Source organism: Achromobacter sp. FW305-C-30-7 (genome assembly GCF_058783105.1).
Genome location: NZ_JBYSYI010000003.1, coordinates 378,826 through 395,826, shown reverse-complemented (window position 1 = coordinate 395,826; position 17,001 = coordinate 378,826). Strand labels below are relative to the sequence as shown.

The following is a 17,001-nucleotide window of genomic DNA, read 5'->3' as shown; positions in this document are numbered from 1 at the left end:
TATTTCATTTCACGCGGACGCCGGGCCCTGGGCATACTTGCCGCTCTACGAAAGACAGGCGCGCCCCGGCCAGGCCAGGGAAGGGCGCCGCGATGGAGACGAAGCAATGAAGAAATTCTGGATGGCCCTGGCCGCAAGCTGGGCCTGTGGCATGACGGGCACGGCGGCTGCCGCGGATGCGTACCCTGCGCGGCCGGTGCAGATCGTGGTGCCGTTCTCGCCGGGCGGCGCGGTGGACGTGCTGGCGCGCCAACTGGCGCAGCGCCTGGAACCCCGCGGCTACACCTTGGTGGTGGAGAACAAGCCGGGCGCGGGCGGCAATATCGCCGCATCCATGGTGGCGCGCGCCGCGCCCGACGGCTACACGCTGCTGATGGGCACCACCAATACGCACGGCATCAATAGCGCGCTGTACGCCAGCCTGCCTTATGACCCGGTGCGCGACTTCGCTCCGGTCGGCCTGGTGGCGGACAACGTGGTGGTGCTGCTGGCCAACGCCGAGTTTCCGGCTTCGACGCTGGCGGAAGCCGTCAAGCTGATCAAGGCCAATCCCGGCAAGTACACCTATGGCTCGCCCGGCCTGGGTACCGTGCACCAGTTGGCGATGGAGCAGTTGAAGCACGCCGCCGGCCTGGATGTGGTGCATGCACCGTACAAGGGCGCCGCGCCGGCGATGGCCGATCTGGTCGCTGGCCACGTGCCGCTGATGATAGGCGGCATCGCGCCGGCGATTCCGTTCCTGGCGTCCGGCAAGGTCAAGGTGCTGGGCGTGGCCAATACCGAAAAGTACGCCGCGCTGCCCGACGTGCCGCTGTTCTCCGACGTGGCCGCAGGCGTCGCGGTGCGTTCGTGGATCGGCTTGTTCGCGCCCGCCGGCACGCCGCCCGCGGTGGTGAAGAAGCTGAGCGCGGACCTGCAGGCCGTGCTTACCGACGGCGCGTTCGAACAGGCGCTGCAGCCCCTGGGCATGGTGCCGATCTACATGACGCCCGAGGCGTTCGGCGACATGGTCAAGCGCGACATGCCGGCGTGGCGCGCGGCGGTGGAGATGTCCGGAGCCAAGCAATGAGCCGTGCCGCGAAGCCCGTCAATTTCCTGTTGTTCATCACCGACCAGCACCGCGCCGACCATCTGGGCGCCTATGGCAACCAGGTGGTCCGCACGCCCAACCTGGACCGTCTCGCCGCGTCAGGTTGGCGGGCTGACAATATGCACGTGGCTACGCCCATCTGCATGCCCAACCGCGCCAGCCTGATGACTGGGCGCTATCCGTCCGCCCACGGCGCGCGCCACAACGGCATCGCGCTGTCGCTGCGCAGCCGCACCTTTGTCGAAGCCATGCGCGAGGCCGGCTACGGCACCGCGCTGGTCGGCAAGGTGCACTTGCAGAACATGACCGACATCCCGCCGTCCTGGCCGGTGCGTGCGGAGGACAGACTGTCGCGCGAGGCGGTTGAACCCGACGCCGGCCGCTATGACCAGGAGCAGCGCAAGCTGTGGTTGGAACATGCCGACCACGAGTTGAGCTATCCCTACTACGGGTTCGACCAGGTGGATCTGGTCGACGACCACAGCGACGACGTGCACGGGCATTACCGGCGCTGGTTGCGAAGCGTGCATCCTGAGATCGAGGCGCTGATCGGCCCGGCGCATGCCATTCCCGCGCCGGAGTATGAACTGACGCGCATCCGCCAGGCTTGGCGCACGCGCGTGCCTGAAGAGCTGTATCCCACGGCCTACATCGCTGACCGCAGCATCGATGCCCTGCGCGGCTATGCGGCGTCGGACCAGCCGTTCTTCCTGCAATGCTCGTTTCCCGACCCGCACCATCCCTTCACGCCGCCGGGACGCTTCTGGGACCTGCACAGGCCCGAGGACATGGAGCTGCCTGCGTCCTTCCACGGCGCTGGAACCCCGCCGCCGCACGTGGCCTGGCTGCGCGCCCAGCGTGACGCAGGCACCGCGGTCAAGCACACGCCCGCGATCTTCTCCTGCAACGAGCGCGAGGCCCGCGAAGCGCTGGCGCTGAACTACGGCTCGATCGCCAACATCGACAATCAGATCGGCCGGGTGCTGGCCGAGCTCGACGCGCTGGGGCTGGCCGACAACACGGTGGTGATCTTCACCAGCGACCATGGCGATTACCTGGGCGACCATCAGCTGATGCTGAAGGGGCCGATCCATTACCGCGGCCTGACGCGCGTGCCATTCATCTGGCACGATCCCGCCGCCACGCCGACGGCGGGCGCCGCCAGCGACGCCTTGCTCAGCACCATCGACGTCGCGCCCACCGTGCTGGCGCGCGCCGGCGTGCAGCCTTACAACGGTATCCAGGGGCGCGACATGGCCGGACTCATCAACGGGCGCGAGGCGGCCGTGCGCGACGCGCTCATGATCGAGGAAGAAGGTCAGCGCGTGATCCTGGGCTTCAACAGCCGCATCCGCTGCCGCACCTTGCTGGCGGACGGCTTTCGCGTCACGGTCTACGATGGGGCGCGCTGGGGCGAGCTGTACGACCTGAAGCAGGATCCGCACGAGCTGCGCAACCTGTGGGACGAGCCGGCGCATGCCGGTGATCGCGCGAGGCTGCTGGAACGGCTGGCCTACGGCATGCTGGAACACATCGACACCAGCCCCTATCCCAGCGCGCTGGCGTGATGCGGTGCGGCCGGCTCAGGCGCGGCCGGCGCGCCTTGCGTCAAGCGGCCTTGGCAGCCAGCTTGGTCTTGTACAGCCAGTCCTTATAGTCGTCCAGGTCGCCATCGAAGGGGCTGACCTCGCCGTCGGCCACGATGATGAATTCATCGGTGGTGGCGCGCAGCAGGTGGCGGTCGTGCGATACCAGCATCAGCGTGCCTTCGAACTGGGCCAGCGCGGTGGTCAGGGCTTCGCGGGTTTCCAGGTCCAGGTGGTTGGTGGGCTCGTCGAGCAGCAGCAGGTTGGGGCGCTGCCAGACGATCAGGGCCAGCGCCAGCCGCGCTTTTTCGCCGCCGGAGAACGGCGCGATGGAACTGGTGGCCATGTTGCCGTTGAAGTTGAAGCTGCCCAGGAAGTTGCGCAATTCCTGCTCGCGCACGGTGGGCGCGATCTTCGTCATATGCCACAGCGGCGATTCGTCATGGCGCAGCATCTCGACCTGGTGCTGGGCGAAGTAGCCGATCGACAGTCCCTTGTTGAATTGCGCCTCGCCGGCCAGCGTCGCCAATTCGCCCGCGATGGTCTTGATGAAGGTGGACTTGCCCGCGCCGTTGATGCCCAGCAGGCCGATGCGTTGCCCGGCCTGCAGCGAAAAATTGATGCCCGACACGATGATCTTGTCGGACTCGACTTCGGTTTCCTCGTCGGCGATGCGATAGCCGGCGCTGACCGCGTCCATGGTCAAGAGCGGATTCGGTGCGCGCAGGGGCTCGCGGAACTCGAACGAGAATTCGGCCGCCGCGCGCAGCGGCGCCACTTCTTCCATGCGGGCCAGCGCCTTGATGCGGCTCTGCGCCTGGCGCGCCTTGCTGGCCTGGGCCTTGAAGCGGTCGATGAAGGATTGCAGGTGCGAGCGCTGGCGCATCTGCTTTTCCATCATGCCTTGCGCCAGTTCCAACTGCGCGGCGCGCTGGCGCTCGAAGGACGAATAATTGCCCGAATAGCGCTTGAGCTTGCGTTCGTCGATATGGACGATGACGTTGACCACGCCATCCAGGAAATCGCGGTCGTGCGAAATGACGATGAGCGTGCCCGGATAGCGCTTGAGCCAGTCTTCCAGCCAGATGATGGCGTCCAGGTCCAGGTGGTTGGTGGGCTCGTCCAGCAGCAGCAGGTCGGACGGGCACATCAGCGCCTGCGCCAGGTTCAGGCGCATGCGCCACCCGCCGGAAAAGCTCGTCAGCGGCAGGTGCATCTGCGCCTGCGTGAAGCCCAGGCCGGTCAGCAGTTGCTCGGCCCGCGAATGCACGGTGTAGGCGTCGGCATCGGCCAGCGCGGCATAGATGTCGGCCATGCGCAGGCCGTTCTCGGTGCTTTCGGGTTCGGCTTCGAGCTGCGCCAGTTCCGCTTCCAGCTTGCGCAAGGTCACATCGCCGTCGATCGCGTATTCAATGGCCGGGCGGTCGAGCGCGGGTGTTTCCTGCGCCACATAGGCCATGCGCCAGCTGGAGGGGTAGTCGAGGTCGCCCTGGTCGGCGTGCAGCGTTCCGCGCAAAAGGCCGAACAGGCTGGACTTGCCCGCGCCGTTGGCGCCGATCAGGCCGATCTTGTCGCCGGGGTTGAGCAGCAGGTCGACCTTGTCGAGCAAGGGCTTGACGCCCCGCATGAGTGAAACTTGTTGGAAGCGGATCATGGATGGTGCAACAGGGACGCGGCAGAATTCCCGCCGGCCGGGCGCGCTGAAAAATAATCGGGGAAAGGGGGCGCACGGGCGGCGCGACAGGCGGACGGAACGGGCGTTCGTTCCACGTCAAAGGGCGGTATTGTACAGGGCGCGGCGCGCCAGGCAGGCGCGATGGCGTCGGCTAGCGCGAGGCGAACCGGCTGTCCAGCACTCGCCGCAGGCGAACCGCGTCGCCGAAGCGCGAGCCGCTGGTGCCCTGCGCGTTGAGCAGCACCATGGCCAGGTTGCGTTTGCCGACCTTCACCGCCATGACCAGGCAGTCGCCGGCTTCGCGCGTGGTGCCCGTCTTGGACACCAGGATGTCCCATTGCGGACGGCCCACCAGGATGTTGGTGTTGCGGAAGGTCTGGCCGGCGGCCTGGTAGCTGGTTTCGCCGGTGTATTGCGAGATCAGCGGCTGCGCGGAAATCGCAGCGAGCAACTTGACGAGGTCCCTGGCCGAGGACTGGTTTTCGTTGGACAGGCCGCTCGGTTCGGCGAAGCTGGAGTCGGTCATGCCGAGGGCGCGGGCTTCGGCGTTCATCGCCGCGACGAAGGCTGCCGTGCCGCCGGTATAGGTGCGCCCCAGGGCCTGCGCGGCGCTGTTTTCGGATGGGACCAGCGCCAGGCGCAGCAAATCGGCGCGGCTCAGTTTGGTGCCGGCCGTCAGGCGCGAGGGCAACTCGCTGGCGGAGCGGGTGTCGCTGGCGTCGATGGTGATGATTTCATCCATGGGCAGGCCGGCCTTCACCAGCGTCAACGCCGTCATCAGCTTGGTGATGGAGGCGATGGGCCGCACGGCGCCCTCGTTGCGCGCGAACAGGATTTCGGAGGTGTCCAGGTCCTGGACCAGGATGGTGCTGGACTTGAGCTTGCCGATTTCCTTGGCCGGATCGCGGGTGACCAGCGAGGCGTTGACGGCCGCGTCCGGGTCCTGCGGATCGGGCTGCGCGCCCCAGCGCTGGACCGCGATGCGCTTGCCGTAGCCATGCTGGCACATCGGCAGGGAGGGCTGGGAATTGCACGGGTGGAAATTGGCAGCTTGAGCCCGCGCCGGCGCCGGCAAGCCCGCAGCGGTGGCGGCCCACAGCGCCGCCGCGCAGAATGACATCGATACTTGCCGCAAGATCAGCGCCACGATCTCTCCCCGATTTGCCGGGCCCGCGCCCGATGGCGCGTTACCGAAATATGCATTTGAAAGCTGATATTACTGCGATGGGCGCTTTTTTCGCGGCCGTGTTTGTCCGCGCATGGCGGCGCAGGCTGCGCGGGTGGTCTTGCATCCGCACGGCCGTATCTGCGGGACAGGGCGCTAGGCGCGCGGAATGGCCTCGGCCAGCGCCAGCAGCCGTTCCGCCTCGCGCGCGTGCAGGTTCTCCACCAGGGCGCCGTCGACCACGGCCACGCCCAGACCGGCGGCCTGCGCGGCTTGCCAGGCGTCCAGGCGCTTGCGCGCGGTGGCAAGTTCTTCTTCCGTAGGCGCGAAGGCGGCGTTGGCCGCCGCGATCTGTTTTGGATGGATGAGCGTCTTGCCATCGAATCCCTGGTCTCGCCCCTGCCGGCAGGCCGCCTCCAGGCCGGCGTCGTCGTGCAGGTCCAGGTGCACGCCGTCCAGCGCCGCCAAGCCGTGGGCCCGCGCCGCCATCACCGCCATCGATCGCGCCCACAGGGTTTCTTCGCGCGATGGGGTGTGGCGCGCGTGCAGGTCCTTCACCAGGTCCGAGGTGCCGACGACGATGGCCGCCAGTCTCGGATGACCGCAGGCGATGGCGTCCAGCCGCAGAAAGCCCAAAGGCGTTTCCGCCATGGCCCACAAGGGCAGGCTGGCAGGCGCGCCCGCCGCGTCCAGCGCCCGCGCGAGCGCGTCGAGTTCGGCGGCGGACTGTACCTTGGGCAACAGCACCGCGTCGGCGCCCGCCTGGGCTATGGCCCGGACGTCGTCCAGGCCCCAGGGCGTGTCCAAGGCATTGACGCGCACCACGCATTCGCGGCGGCCGTAGCCGCCAGCGCGCAGGGCCGCGGCGACTTGGTCGCGAGCCTGCGCCTTGGCGTCGGGCGCGACGGCGTCTTCCAGGTCGAGGATCAGGACGTCGGCGTCGAGGTTGCGCGCCTTGTCCAGCGCGCGCGCATTGGCGCCAGGCATATAGAGGACGGAACGGCGGGGTCGGATCGGAGGATGCATGAGGCGGTTTCAGTTCTTGGCGTTGCCGACGATACGTACGGGCGTGGTGCACACATAGCCCACGCCGTACACCGTGCGTATGCCCATATCGCCGCCTGCCTGCGCGCGCAGCTTGCGGCGCAGGCGGTGCATATGGGCATCCAGCCGGTGCGTGTCGTAGGCCTCCACGCTGGCACCCAGCGCTTCGATCAGGCGGTCGCGCGACAGGGGCAGCGGCGCGGCCTGGATCAGTGCGCCGATCAGCCGGCTTTCGGTGTCGGTGATGTCCACGCAGACTTGCTGCGGCGACATCAAGGTGCGCCGCGCCGGATCGAAGCGCCAGGCGTCGGATTCGGGCGCATCGGCATCGCCCGCCGGCACCACGCGCAGGCGGCGCGATAGCGATACCAGAGTGGCCCCCAGCTCGGCCAGGTTGACGGGTTTGGTGAGGTAGTGGTCGGCGCCCAGGCTCAGGCCCGAGACCTTGTCTTCACTCAACAGGCGTCCGGTCAGCATGATGATGCCCATGGACGGGAAGGAGGTCCGCAAGTGGGACACGCGGGTCAGCGCGTCGCCGTCCGGCAGCATGGCGTCCAGCACCAGGATGCCCGGCGTGACGGTGAGCAACAGCTGGTCCAGCTCGGCCAGGGAGCCGGCAGTGAGGATGCTGCGGTCCAGACCGAGGTCTTCTATGTACTCGGCGATGGTGTCGCGCCAGTCTCCGTGGTCGTCGACAATGATGATGGTCACGGCGAGTCCGGCGTCAGCGGTTGCGCGCAAGGAGGTTCGAGTGCAAACACGCCATCCGCTCCTTGTATCTGGGTCTTCTTGTATAGGGGGAGTCCGCGAGCGCGATATTTTTCGTATCGCGCGCTTGCGGAGAATATCATCATCGCCGCTGCGGCGCCGCGTCAAGAATCAAGGATGGCAGCCGCGCGATGGAGAACTTTGGGTTGGTCAAAAAATGAGCAGCCCGTTGCGCGTCGGCCGAACGGCCATCAGCCATGGGTTCGAGCCTGTTTTATCCACAGAAATTGTGGATAAGGCCAGCGCTGTGGATACTGTGCTTTTTATGTAGGCAGGTGCTCGACCGGGACGCCGGGCGGCACCTTGCGCATACGGTCGCGCTCGATGCGCGGCGAGGCAAAACGGGTCTTGCGCGCGGCCGCATTCTGCAGCAGCACGGACAGTACCGCGCCCTTGTCCTGTATCCATTGGGTTTTGCCGCGCAGCAATTTCATCGCGCTCTCGGCCGTGCCCAGGCGATAGGTCATGGAGTTGATCTGGACCGAGGTCTTGCCGTTGAAGAGGGACACGTCCTGTTCGGTGATTGCTGCGGCGTCGAGGTTGTTGCTGTCGTGGTCGATGCGGTAGACGAACTTCAAGCCGCTGTGCGGGTCCAGCGCCACCACGAGTTTGTCGGACCCCGATATGTCGGACAGCATGCCGATCACCGGCGACTCGACCAATTGGTTGCCGCGCTGTTCCTCGGTGTAGATGTATATCGTGTAGCGCGCGGGCGCGGCGAAAGTCTGTTGCATACCTGGCTTCAATAGTGCGGGGCGGGCCTTGCGGCCCGGACAAGCTGCGAAAAGAGCGTGGCGGCCCGGCCTACGCGGCCCGACCTACGCGGCCCGGCCTACGCGGCCCGACGCATGCGCATCAGCAGGCGGGCTTTGACCGCGGGCCAGTCCTCGTCGAGGATCGCAAAGTAGATCATGTCGCGCGCGCGTCCCGATTGCGCAATCAGGTGCTTGCGGAACACGCCTTCCTCCACGCCGCCGATGCGCAGGATGGCCTGGCGCGATTGCATGTTGCTCAGTTCAGTCTTGAATACAACGCGCATGATACCAATTGTTTCAAAGGCGTGCTGCAACAACAGAAACTTGGCCTCGGTGTTGGCGCCGCTGCGCTGGCTTGCGGGTGTGAGCCAGGTGCCGCCGATTTCCAGGCGCTTGTGGGCCAGCGCAATGTCCATGTAGCGCGTCGCGCCAATGATCTCGCCATTGTCCTGGCGCACGATGACGAACGGCAGGCAATGGCCTTCGCGTTGGCCGGCCAGCGCGCGATCCACATAGCGCTGCATGTCGTCCGGCGTCTGTACAGGTTCGGGCTGCAGGCGCCACAGCTCGGGATGCAGGCCAACCTGCGCGAGCGCGGCCGCATGGCTGGCGGCCAGGGGTTCAAGGCGCACGACCTCGCCAGCGAGCGTGACGGGTGGGAGGCGAGGGGGTGTCATGGCGTATTCCTTGGGAGCAACGAAGACGGTGGAGGCGTGCCGCGCAGGAAGGGATTCTACGCGCGAGCGCTCTTGCCGAACACCGCTTGCGAGAGCAGAATCCGCCGCATGAAAATAGACGCCTTGGTCTTGGGTGCGGGTATCGTCGGGGTCAGCACCGCCCTGCATCTGGCGGCGCGCGGCCGTTCCGTGGTGCTGCTGGACCGGCGCGGCCCCGGCGAGGAAACCAGTTACGGCAACGCCGGCCTGATCGAACGGGCCAGCGTGATCCCCTATGCCTTTCCGCGCGACTGGCGCAGCCTGTGGCGCTACGCCAGGAACAATACGCCGGACGTGAGCTACCACCCGCGCTTCCTGCCGCGCATCGCGCCGTGGCTGCTGCGCTACTGGTGGCATTCGGCGCCGTCGCGCCTGGCGCGCGCGGCCGAGGCCATGCTGCCGCTGATCGAGCGCAGCGTGGCCGAGCACGATGCGCTCAAGGACGAAGCAGGTATCTCCCATCTATTCCGGCGCAACGGCTGGATCGATGGCATGCGCAGCGAGGCGGGCCTGACCCAGGCCGTCGCCGAGGCGCAGGCGCTGGCGCCCTATGGCCTGAACTACCGCGTGCTGGACCGCCAGGCGCTGGCGGCGCTGGAGCCCTCGCTATCGCGCATGGCGGGCGCGGTGCATTGGCTGGATCCGGTCAACGTGTCGGACCCCGGCGCCGTGACGCAGGGTTATGCGGCCTTGTTCGAGCGGCGCGGCGGCGTGCTGGCGCGCGGCGACGCGCGCAGCCTCAAGCCATCGGGCAAGGGTTGGCAGGTGCAGGGCGAACAGGGCCTGATCGAGGCCCGCGACGTGGTCGTGGCGCTGGGTCCGTGGTCGCCGGACATCCTGCGCCCGCTGGGCTATCGCCTTCCCATGGCGGTCAAGCGCGGTTATCACCAGCACTTCGCGCTGGAGGACGGTGCGGCCTTGTCGCATCCGGTGGCCGACATCGAAAGCGGTTTCCTGGTGACGCCCATGACCCTGGGCGTGCGCTTGACGACGGGCGCGGAATTCGCGGCGCGCGATGCGCCGCCTTCACCGGTTCAGATCCAGCGCACGCGCGCGCTGGCGCGGCAACTGCTGCCGTTGGGCGAGGCCGTGGAGCGCGAGCCTTGGATGGGATGCCGGCCCTGCATGCCGGACATGCGGCCGGTCATCGGACCGGCGCCGCGCCATCCAGGACTATGGCTGGCCTTTGGCCACGCACATCATGGTTTCACGCTGGGACCGGTGACGGGCAAGCTGCTGGCCTGCATGATCACGGGTAAGGCGCCGGACATGGATCCGGCGCCTTACCGCGTCGGCCGCTGAGGGCGGACGCGGCAAGGCAGGAGCGAAAGGGCTTTCGGGCCTGAATCCCGGACCCGACACGCAGGCCGCAGATTCAGGCCGTAGCGTCAGGCCTGCTTGGCGGCCTTTTCGCGGCGCTGGCGCACGGCCAGGGCCAGCGTTTCCAACACGGGCGCGGTCTGCGACCAGCCCAGGCAGGCGTCCGTGATGGACACGCCGCGACGCAGCGGCAGGCCGGGCTTCAGGTCCTGGCGGCCCTCTTCGAGATGGCTTTCGATCATCACGCCGGTGATGCGGCCGTCGCCCTGGGCGATCTGCGCGGCAATGTCGTTGGCCACGTCGACCTGGCGCAGGTGCGACTTGTTGGAATTGGCGTGCGAGCAGTCGATCATGACCTGTTCGCGCTGGCCGGCCGCGCGCAGGGCGGCGCAGCAAGCGTCGACGCTTGCGGCATCGTAGTTCGGGCCTTGCTTGCCGCCGCGCAGGATGACGTGGGTGTCCTGGTTGCCGCGGGTTTCGAAGATGGCGGCCATGCCCATTTTGGTCATGCCCATGAAGGCATGCTTGGCGCTGGCGGCGACCATGGCGTCGGCCGCGATCTGCACGCCGCCGTCGGTGCCGTTCTTGAAGCCCAGCGGGCAGCTCAGGCCCGAGCTCAGTTGGCGGTGGCTGGGGCTTTCGGTGGTGCGCGCGCCGATGGCGCCCCAGGCGATCAGGTCGGCAATGTACTGCGGGCTGAGCAGGTCCAGGAATTCGGTCGCGATCGGCAGGCCCAGGCCGCTGATATCCAGCAGCAGCTCGCGCGCGCGGCGCAGGCCTTCGTTGATGCGGAAGCTGCCGTCCAGGCGCGGGTCATTGATGTAGCCCTTCCAGCCCACGGTGGTGCGCGGCTTCTCGAAGTACACCCGCATGACGATGAGCAAGTCCTTCTGGTGCTGTTCGGCGGCGGTGCGCAGCAGGCGGGCGTACTCCATGGCCTGGCCATGGTCATGGATGGAACAGGGACCGACCACCAGCACCAGGCGGTCGTCGCGGCCGTGCAGCACGTCGGCGATCTGGACACGGCTTTGCTCGACCAGCGTCTGGATTTGGGTCGAAACCGGCAGCTCGTCTTGCAGCAGTGCGGGCGAAATCAAGGGGCGGACCGCGCTGATGCGGGTATCGTCCGTGCGCGTATTGTCCTGGGTGGAGTCGGCCGCGCCGACCTCGCGGTCGTGCAGGGGGTCGTCAATGCGGGTCAAGGGTAGCTCCGTGCCGTAGATGCGGAAATAAAGACATCTATTATGGCACCGGCCGCGCCGCGGGGCGACGGAAGGCTGCCTCCGTCTGGCTGATGTTCCCGATACTACGACTATCGGCGATGGGCTTGCATTAACCCGTTAGCAATAACGACAGTCCGGGCGCGAATGCCTTAGCATGGTGTACACAGTTTCCAGCGGCCGCCTGCGGGGGCCCGCCCTATATGAGTAGGACGGTAGACCATGCCTAAAACGGAACCCGGCGGGACCCGACGGATACTACTCGTCGAAGACCATCCGGTCGAACGCGCTTATCTGCAGAATGTGCTGCTGGCGCTGGGTTTCCGCCGGGTGGCCGGCCTGGGCAGCAGCATCGAAGCCGTCACCGCGCTGGCGCGCCAGTTCTACGACGTGGTCATCAGCGACATCGTCACGGGCGAGGGCGACGGCACGCGCCTGCCCAATGAGCTGCGCCGCCTGGTGGACGCCGGCCGCCTGAAGAGCATGCCGCCCATCATCTGGATCAGCAGCCTCAGCGATGAACTGTTGCAGTCGCATGTGCGGCTGGCCTTGCAGGCCGGCTGTCCGTCCGCGCAGGCGCTGTCCAAGCCGGTATCGCGCACGGCCATGCAGCAGGCGATCAAGACGGCGCTGCGCAGCCTGGACGAGGACGACGCCGAGTCGCCGCGGCCGCGTTCCCTGCGGCGCGACGTCATCGAGGCCGCGCTGGGCCATGCCTTGATCACGGGGCAGGGGATGAGCGTGGTGCTGCAACCGCAGATGAGCCTGTCCACGGGACGGGTGCTGGCCGCCGAGGCGCTGTCGCGCTGGGACCATCCCGAGCTGGGCGCGATCCCCGCGTCGGACTTTGTGCCCGCCGCGCATCGGCTGGGCCTGGACCGCACCTTGTTCTGCCGGGTCACCGACCGGGTGCTGGAAGTCCTGCAGCGCATGCATGCCGAGGACATCGCCGTGCCCATCGCGATCAATGCCTCGGCCTCCACGCTATGCTCGCGCGACCTGCCGGGTCTGCTGGAGCAGCGCGTGGCGCAGGCCGGCCTGCCGGCGCGGCTGGTCAAGGTCGAGCTGACCGAAGACGAGCCGGTGACCGATTGGCTGGCCCTGTCCTCGGCGCTGAACCTGCTGCGGGTGCGCGGCTTTGAATTGGCGATGGACGATTTCGGCGCCGGCATCGCCTCCATGCGGCTGTTCTCGGCCATGCCGTTCACGGAACTGAAGATAGACCGCGACTTCATCGTGCACATGCACCGCGAGCCCGCGTCGCGCGCCGTGGTCGCGGCCGCCATCGAGATGGGCCGCGTGCTGGGTCGGCGCGTGGTGGCCGAAGGCGTGGAGCACGAGCGCGACGTGGAACTGCTGCGCGAGCTGGGCTGCGACATGGCGCAAGGCTACGGGATTTCCGTGCCGCTGGAAGCCGACACCTTCATCGAGTTCTGCCGCACGCATTGATGCTGCGCGCGGCATGCCGACGGGCGCACGGCTCCAGCAGGAAGCCTGCCAGATGCGCTGAGCGTCTCAGATTCCGGAAACCTCGATATCGCCCGGATAGTCCACCGAGAACTTCAGCACCGTTTCGCGCGACTTGCCGGGCTCCATTTCCCAGTCCCAGACCAGCTTGCCGTCTTCCTCGCGCTTGATCTCGCGGTCGGCCGGCGACAGCAGCTTGACCACGATCTTCTCGTTGCGCGAGATGGGCAGGCGGTCCTTGAACGAGACCTGCTCCTTGGTGGCCTTGTTGTTCTTGACCGTGATCTTGTACTCGTAGGTCACGCGCTTGCCGCTGCCGGAAAAACCGGTGCTTTCGGTATAGCGGTTGACCAGCTGGCGCTTGATCGAAATGCCTTCATCGGCGCCCAGCGCCAGTTCGAGCTTCTCGCCGGGCATCACGGCTTTCATGGCGCTGGAAGCGACAAAGGCGTCGTCCAGGAAGGTGTTCAAGGCGCCAGCCAGAAAGGGAAAGTCCGTGCTGTTGCTGGCATGCGCCGTCAGGAACATGGCTTCGCGCAGCGCCGGCGTGGACTGGTACTGCAGCGTGGCGGGCAGCTTGGCCGTGGCGATGGCCACGCGCTGCGAGGAGTTGTCGGACAACAGAGTGGCCGGATTCTTGATCTGGAACGATGCGCTGGTGGCTTCCGCCTGCACCTGGGCAGTGGCCTGCTCCAGCGGTTCCGGCACCATCTCGACGGCGGGCGCCGCGGCGTCCTCGAAGGACTGGACGCGTTGGCGCGCCATCTTGGCCTGGGCCTCGGCCTGTTGCATGGCCGCCACCGGTGCGGGGCTGGGGCGCGGGCGGGGCGGAGGCGGCGGGGCGGCCACGTCGACGATCCAGGGTTGCAGCGCGGGCGCGCCGCCACCCAGCGAGGGGCGCGCGGTGGACAGCGTGAGTTTGACGTTGTTCCAGTCTTCGCCGGTGTTCTGGCGGATGACGCCGAAGTAGCCCAGGTCCACGCTGCGGTCCGCCGGGCGCAGGCGCGCGTCGTAGGCAGGGGTCCAGCGGGCGCCGGCCACGGCGTAGGAGACGTTCAGGTCCAGCTTGCCGGCGCGCGCCAGGTTCACGCGCAAGGTGACGGTCTTGGTGCGGCGGTTGAGCGAGTTCTGCAATTGGCCCAGCTGGTTTTGCAATGCGCTCAGTTCGCGCTCCAGCGTCTCCTTCTGCTCGGCGACCCGCCGCAGCCCGGCCAGCGCACGCGCCAGCGAATCCGCGCTCAGCGACTGGATCGCCTTCAGTTCGTCCAGCGTCAGGCGCGCGCCATCCTTGGAGGGCTCGGTGGCGCCGCGCTGCATCATCAGCACCAGCTCGCGCTGGTTGTCCAGCACCGCGGCCTCATCGTCCAGCAGCGCCTGCTGGCCTTGCAGCTTGCGCACTTGCTCTTCCAGCTGCTTGACGCGCTCGTTGGCGGTGTCGACCTGATAGGCGTCACGCACCTTCACGTCCAGCAGCGTGGCCTGGCCGGTGCTCTTGGCCGAGACCTGCAAGGAATTTTCCTGCAGGCTGGCGGGCAGCTTCTCCAGCACCAGTTCATGCTCGCCGGCGGCCAGCTCGCTGCTGGCGGCTCGCGTCACGACGGCGCGGTCCTGGTAGACGGTCACGGAACCGATGGAAGAGGCCAGCCCGGCGGCAGCGGCCAGGCCGGGGATCGTCGCGATGGCCAAGGCCAGAAGGGTACGTCGCACTATTTCACCTTTAGACAGGTTGGAATCGCGCGGCGCCGTGCCCATCGACAGGGACGGACCGCCGCGCGCGCCAAATTTACATTGCGGCCCGGATGCGGGTTTTACAGAAGATGACAAACGCGACAGGGCGATACGGTGGCGCCGCCTACGGGTGGGCAAGCTCGCGCAACATGGCGACGGCATTGGCGGCCGCGGTCGATCGGTCATGGCGGCGGTAGGCCATGTCCAGCAGCGCATGCGGCGCGTCGCCCTTGATAGGCCGGTACTCGATGCCTTGCGCGCCCATGTGCCGCATGGCGGCGGGCACGATGGAAATGCCCACGCCGGCCGCGACCAGGCTGACGATGGATGCCATCTGCGGCGCTTCCTGGATGACCCGCGGCGCGAAGCCGGCGCGCAGGCAGGCCGACATGATCGCGTCGTACAGGCCGGCGCCTATGGGGCGCGGATATAGCACGAAGTCTTCGTCCGCCAGCGCCGCGATGGGCACGCTGCGCTTGCGGCTGAGCGCATGGTCGGGGGGCAGGGCCACCAGCATGGGTTCGTCCAGCACGCGTTCGGACTCGAACTCCGGATCCAGCACGTAGGGCGGTCGCACGAAGGCCACGTCGACCTCGCCGGCGCGCAGGCCGCGCAGCAGTGTGGCCGTGTTGCTTTCCGTGAGCGTGACGCGCACGTCGGGGTAGCGGTCCCGGTATGCGCGGATTGCCTGCGGCAGGTAGGGGTGGAATACGGCGGAGGCCGTGAATCCCACGGTGATCGCGCCGCGTTCCCCGCGCCCCAGGCGGCGGGCCGTGTCGATGGCGCGGTCGGCGCTGGCGAGGATGGCGCGTGCGTCTTCAAGGAACTGGGTGCCGGCCTCCGTCAGTGCGATGCCCCGCGGCAGGCGCAGAAAGAGCGGGGTGCCAATCTCGCGCTCCAGCTGCTGGATCTGCTGGCTCAGGGGCGGCTGGCCTATGCCCAGCCTGGCCGCGGCGCGCGTGAAGTGCAGTTCTTCGGCGACGGCGGTGAAGTATCGCAGGTGGCGCAGTTCCATCGTTATTAAATATGGCTGAAGTTAGTTTCATATATTGGACATATGGAGGGGAAAAGTCTACCTTGGTTGCGTGGGCTGCATGCCCGCTGCTTTCGAGAATTCCGATGTCTTCCGCCTTGGCCAGTCCCTCATCCCCAACCGCCGCGTCCGCTCCGGCGGCGCCTGTCTCCACGTCTTCCGATCACCTTGCCCGCGGCACGCCCGGGTTGCGGCGCGCCCAATGGGCCTTGTTCGCAGCCGGCTTTTCCACGTTTTCGCTGCTGTATTGCGTACAACCGCTGATGCCGCTGTTTACCCACGCGTTCGGCGTATCGGCCGCCCAAAGCAGTCTGGTGCTGTCGCTATGCACCGGCTTTCTGGCGGTGGCCATCTTTTTCGTAGGCCTGTTCTCCCAAGCCGTGCCGCGCAAGCGCGCCATGGCGCTATCGCTGTTCGCGTCCGCCGTGCTGGGCACCATTGCCGCGGCGGCGCCAGACTGGCACAGCCTGCTGGCGCTGCGCGCGCTGCAAGGCCTGGCCATGGGCGGGGTGCCGGCGCTGGCCATGGCCTATCTGGCCGAAGAGGTCGAGCCCGGCACCCTGGGTTTCGCCATGGGCCTGTACATCGGCGGCAGCGCCTTCGGCGGCTTGTCCGGCCGCGTCATCACCGGCCTGGTGTCGGATCATTTCGGCTGGCGCGCCGCGCTGGCCACGCTGGGCCTCCTGGGCATCGTGGCGGCGGTACTGTTCGTCTGGCTCCTGCCCGCGTCGCGTCGCTTTGCGCCGCAGCGGGGCCGGGGTTGGGCCGGCGTGTGGGGCGATATGCGCGTCGGCGCCGCCTCGCATCTGAAGAACGGGCCCCTGTGTGGGTTGTTCGCGCTGGGCGGCCTGCTGATGGGCGCCTTCGTCACGGTCTACAACTACGTGGGATTCCGCCTGCTGCTGCCGCCGTTTTCGCTGAGCCAGACCTTTATCGGCTCCATTTTCGTGGTTTACCTGGTCGGGATCTTCGCGTCGACCTGGTTCGGCCGTCTGGCCGACCGTCATGGCCGCGGCGCGATGCTGTCGGCCGCCACCGGCATGGCTTTGGCTGGCCTGCTGTTGACCCTGTCCAACTGGCTGCCGCTGCTGATAGCCGGGATCATGGTTTTCACCTTTGGCTTTTTCGCGGCCCATGCGGTCGCCAGCGGTTGGGTCGGACAGATGGCGCGTGGCTACAAGGCGCTGGCCGCTTCACTCTATCTGCTGGTGTACTACATCGGCTCCAGTGTGCTCGGCTCATTGGGCGGCCACTTCTGGACCACGGGACGGTGGCCCGGCGTGGCGGCGATGGCGGGCGGGCTGCTGGCCTTGGCCTTGGTGATCAGTGCCAGCCTTTACTGGCGCACGGGCCGCGCATCGGCCCGTGCCGCAGTGGGGGCAATGCCTCGTAATGACAACATCTAAAAGCTAGTAATTCTCATTTATAATTAGC

At 67.2% G+C, this 17,001-nt stretch carries 14 protein-coding genes; 5 read left to right on the top strand and 9 right to left on the bottom strand.

The features are described 5' to 3' along the window. The first annotated feature begins 106 nt into the window (after nucleotides 1-106). Entirely contained in the window at nucleotides 107-1,069 is a 963-nt protein-coding gene (locus AC3WOB_RS12465) for a Bug family tripartite tricarboxylate transporter substrate binding protein (protein WP_013393918.1), read from the top strand. After that, on the top strand, nucleotides 1,066-2,658 hold the full coding sequence (locus AC3WOB_RS12460) for a sulfatase family protein (RefSeq protein ID WP_013393917.1): 1,593 nt from the start codon (nucleotides 1,066-1,068) through the stop codon (nucleotides 2,656-2,658). Before AC3WOB_RS12465 ends, AC3WOB_RS12460 begins: the two co-directional genes overlap by 4 nt. 40 nt (nucleotides 2,659-2,698) lie before the next feature. On the opposite strand, the gene AC3WOB_RS12455 is transcribed toward AC3WOB_RS12460, so the two are convergent. The 6 genes from AC3WOB_RS12455 to AC3WOB_RS12430 all read right to left on the bottom strand — a co-directional run bounded on the left by AC3WOB_RS12455 (nucleotide 2,699) and on the right by AC3WOB_RS12430 (nucleotide 8,760). Next, a complete protein-coding gene (locus AC3WOB_RS12455; RefSeq protein ID WP_013393916.1) occupies nucleotides 2,699-4,330 on the bottom strand; it encodes an ATP-binding cassette domain-containing protein in 1,632 nt (543 codons plus the stop codon). A gap of 172 nt (nucleotides 4,331-4,502) precedes the next feature. Continuing rightward, nucleotides 4,503-5,498, bottom strand: coding sequence for a serine hydrolase (locus AC3WOB_RS12450; protein ID WP_492275208.1), 996 nt, complete (start codon nucleotides 5,496-5,498; stop codon nucleotides 4,503-4,505). A 174-nt stretch (nucleotides 5,499-5,672) separates the two neighbouring features. Beyond that, nucleotides 5,673-6,542 carry an HpcH/HpaI aldolase/citrate lyase family protein gene (locus AC3WOB_RS12445; RefSeq protein ID WP_492275207.1) on the bottom strand — a complete coding sequence of 290 codons (870 nt, stop codon included), beginning with the start codon at nucleotides 6,540-6,542 and terminating at the stop codon, nucleotides 5,673-5,675. Between the two features lie 9 nt (nucleotides 6,543-6,551). After that, nucleotides 6,552-7,271 carry a response regulator transcription factor gene (locus AC3WOB_RS12440; protein WP_492275206.1) on the bottom strand — a complete coding sequence of 240 codons (720 nt, stop codon included), beginning with the start codon at nucleotides 7,269-7,271 and terminating at the stop codon, nucleotides 6,552-6,554. 320 nt (nucleotides 7,272-7,591) lie between these two features. Next, complete coding sequence (locus AC3WOB_RS12435; protein WP_013393912.1) at nucleotides 7,592-8,062, bottom strand: hypothetical protein; 471 nt, start codon at nucleotides 8,060-8,062, stop codon at nucleotides 7,592-7,594. A gap of 98 nt (nucleotides 8,063-8,160) precedes the next feature. Continuing rightward, entirely contained in the window at nucleotides 8,161-8,760 is a 600-nt protein-coding gene (locus AC3WOB_RS12430) for a GNAT family N-acetyltransferase (RefSeq protein WP_492275205.1), read from the bottom strand. 108 nt (nucleotides 8,761-8,868) lie between these two features. Here AC3WOB_RS12430 and AC3WOB_RS12425 point away from each other — a divergent pair, with 108 nt between their 5' ends. Further along, entirely contained in the window at nucleotides 8,869-10,101 is a 1,233-nt protein-coding gene (locus AC3WOB_RS12425; protein ID WP_492275204.1) for an NAD(P)/FAD-dependent oxidoreductase, read from the top strand. A gap of 86 nt (nucleotides 10,102-10,187) precedes the next feature. Here AC3WOB_RS12425 and AC3WOB_RS12420 read toward each other — a convergent pair whose 3' ends face one another. Further along, nucleotides 10,188-11,321: a 3-deoxy-7-phosphoheptulonate synthase gene (locus AC3WOB_RS12420; protein WP_492275203.1), complete on the bottom strand. Its 1,134-nt coding sequence runs from the start codon at nucleotides 11,319-11,321 to the stop codon at nucleotides 10,188-10,190. 240 nt (nucleotides 11,322-11,561) lie between these two features. Here AC3WOB_RS12420 and AC3WOB_RS12415 point away from each other — a divergent pair, with 240 nt between their 5' ends. Next, on the top strand, nucleotides 11,562-12,788 hold the full coding sequence (locus tag AC3WOB_RS12415; protein ID WP_492275202.1) for an EAL domain-containing response regulator: 1,227 nt from the start codon (nucleotides 11,562-11,564) through the stop codon (nucleotides 12,786-12,788). A 66-nt stretch (nucleotides 12,789-12,854) separates the two neighbouring features. Here AC3WOB_RS12415 and AC3WOB_RS12410 read toward each other — a convergent pair whose 3' ends face one another. Continuing rightward, the gene (locus tag AC3WOB_RS12410; RefSeq protein WP_492275201.1) at nucleotides 12,855-14,513 is read right to left on the bottom strand and encodes a mucoidy inhibitor MuiA family protein; all 1,659 of its coding nucleotides are present in this window, start codon (nucleotides 14,511-14,513) and stop codon (nucleotides 12,855-12,857) included. A gap of 145 nt (nucleotides 14,514-14,658) precedes the next feature. Further along, entirely contained in the window at nucleotides 14,659-15,549 is an 891-nt protein-coding gene (locus tag AC3WOB_RS12405) for a LysR family transcriptional regulator (protein ID WP_332014655.1), read from the bottom strand. A 104-nt stretch (nucleotides 15,550-15,653) separates the two neighbouring features. On the opposite strand from AC3WOB_RS12405, the gene AC3WOB_RS12400 reads away from it, so the two are divergent. Beyond that, nucleotides 15,654-16,973 carry an MFS transporter gene (locus tag AC3WOB_RS12400; protein WP_492275200.1) on the top strand — a complete coding sequence of 440 codons (1,320 nt, stop codon included), beginning with the start codon at nucleotides 15,654-15,656 and terminating at the stop codon, nucleotides 16,971-16,973. Nucleotides 16,974-17,001: the final 28 nt, after the last annotated feature.

Bases quoted from the DNA above. Each gene is read 5' to 3' on its own strand.
- AC3WOB_RS12465 (WP_013393918.1), top strand. From the start codon at position 107: ATGAAGAAATTCTGGATGGCCCTGGCCGCAAGCTGGGCCTGTGGCATG.
- AC3WOB_RS12460 (WP_013393917.1), top strand. From the start codon at position 1,066: ATGAGCCGTGCCGCGAAGCCCGTCAATTTCCTGTTGTTCATCACCGAC.
- AC3WOB_RS12455 (WP_013393916.1), bottom strand. From the start codon at position 4,330: ATGATCCGCTTCCAACAAGTTTCACTCATGCGGGGCGTCAAGCCCTTG.
- AC3WOB_RS12445 (WP_492275207.1), bottom strand. From the start codon at position 6,542: ATGCATCCTCCGATCCGACCCCGCCGTTCCGTCCTCTATATGCCTGGC.
- AC3WOB_RS12435 (WP_013393912.1), bottom strand. From the start codon at position 8,062: ATGCAACAGACTTTCGCCGCGCCCGCGCGCTACACGATATACATCTAC.
- AC3WOB_RS12430 (WP_492275205.1), bottom strand. From the start codon at position 8,760: ATGACACCCCCTCGCCTCCCACCCGTCACGCTCGCTGGCGAGGTCGTG.
- AC3WOB_RS12425 (WP_492275204.1), top strand. From the start codon at position 8,869: ATGAAAATAGACGCCTTGGTCTTGGGTGCGGGTATCGTCGGGGTCAGC.
- AC3WOB_RS12415 (WP_492275202.1), top strand. From the start codon at position 11,562: ATGCCTAAAACGGAACCCGGCGGGACCCGACGGATACTACTCGTCGAA.
- AC3WOB_RS12405 (WP_332014655.1), bottom strand. From the start codon at position 15,549: ATGGAACTGCGCCACCTGCGATACTTCACCGCCGTCGCCGAAGAACTG.
- AC3WOB_RS12400 (WP_492275200.1), top strand. From the start codon at position 15,654: ATGTCTTCCGCCTTGGCCAGTCCCTCATCCCCAACCGCCGCGTCCGCT.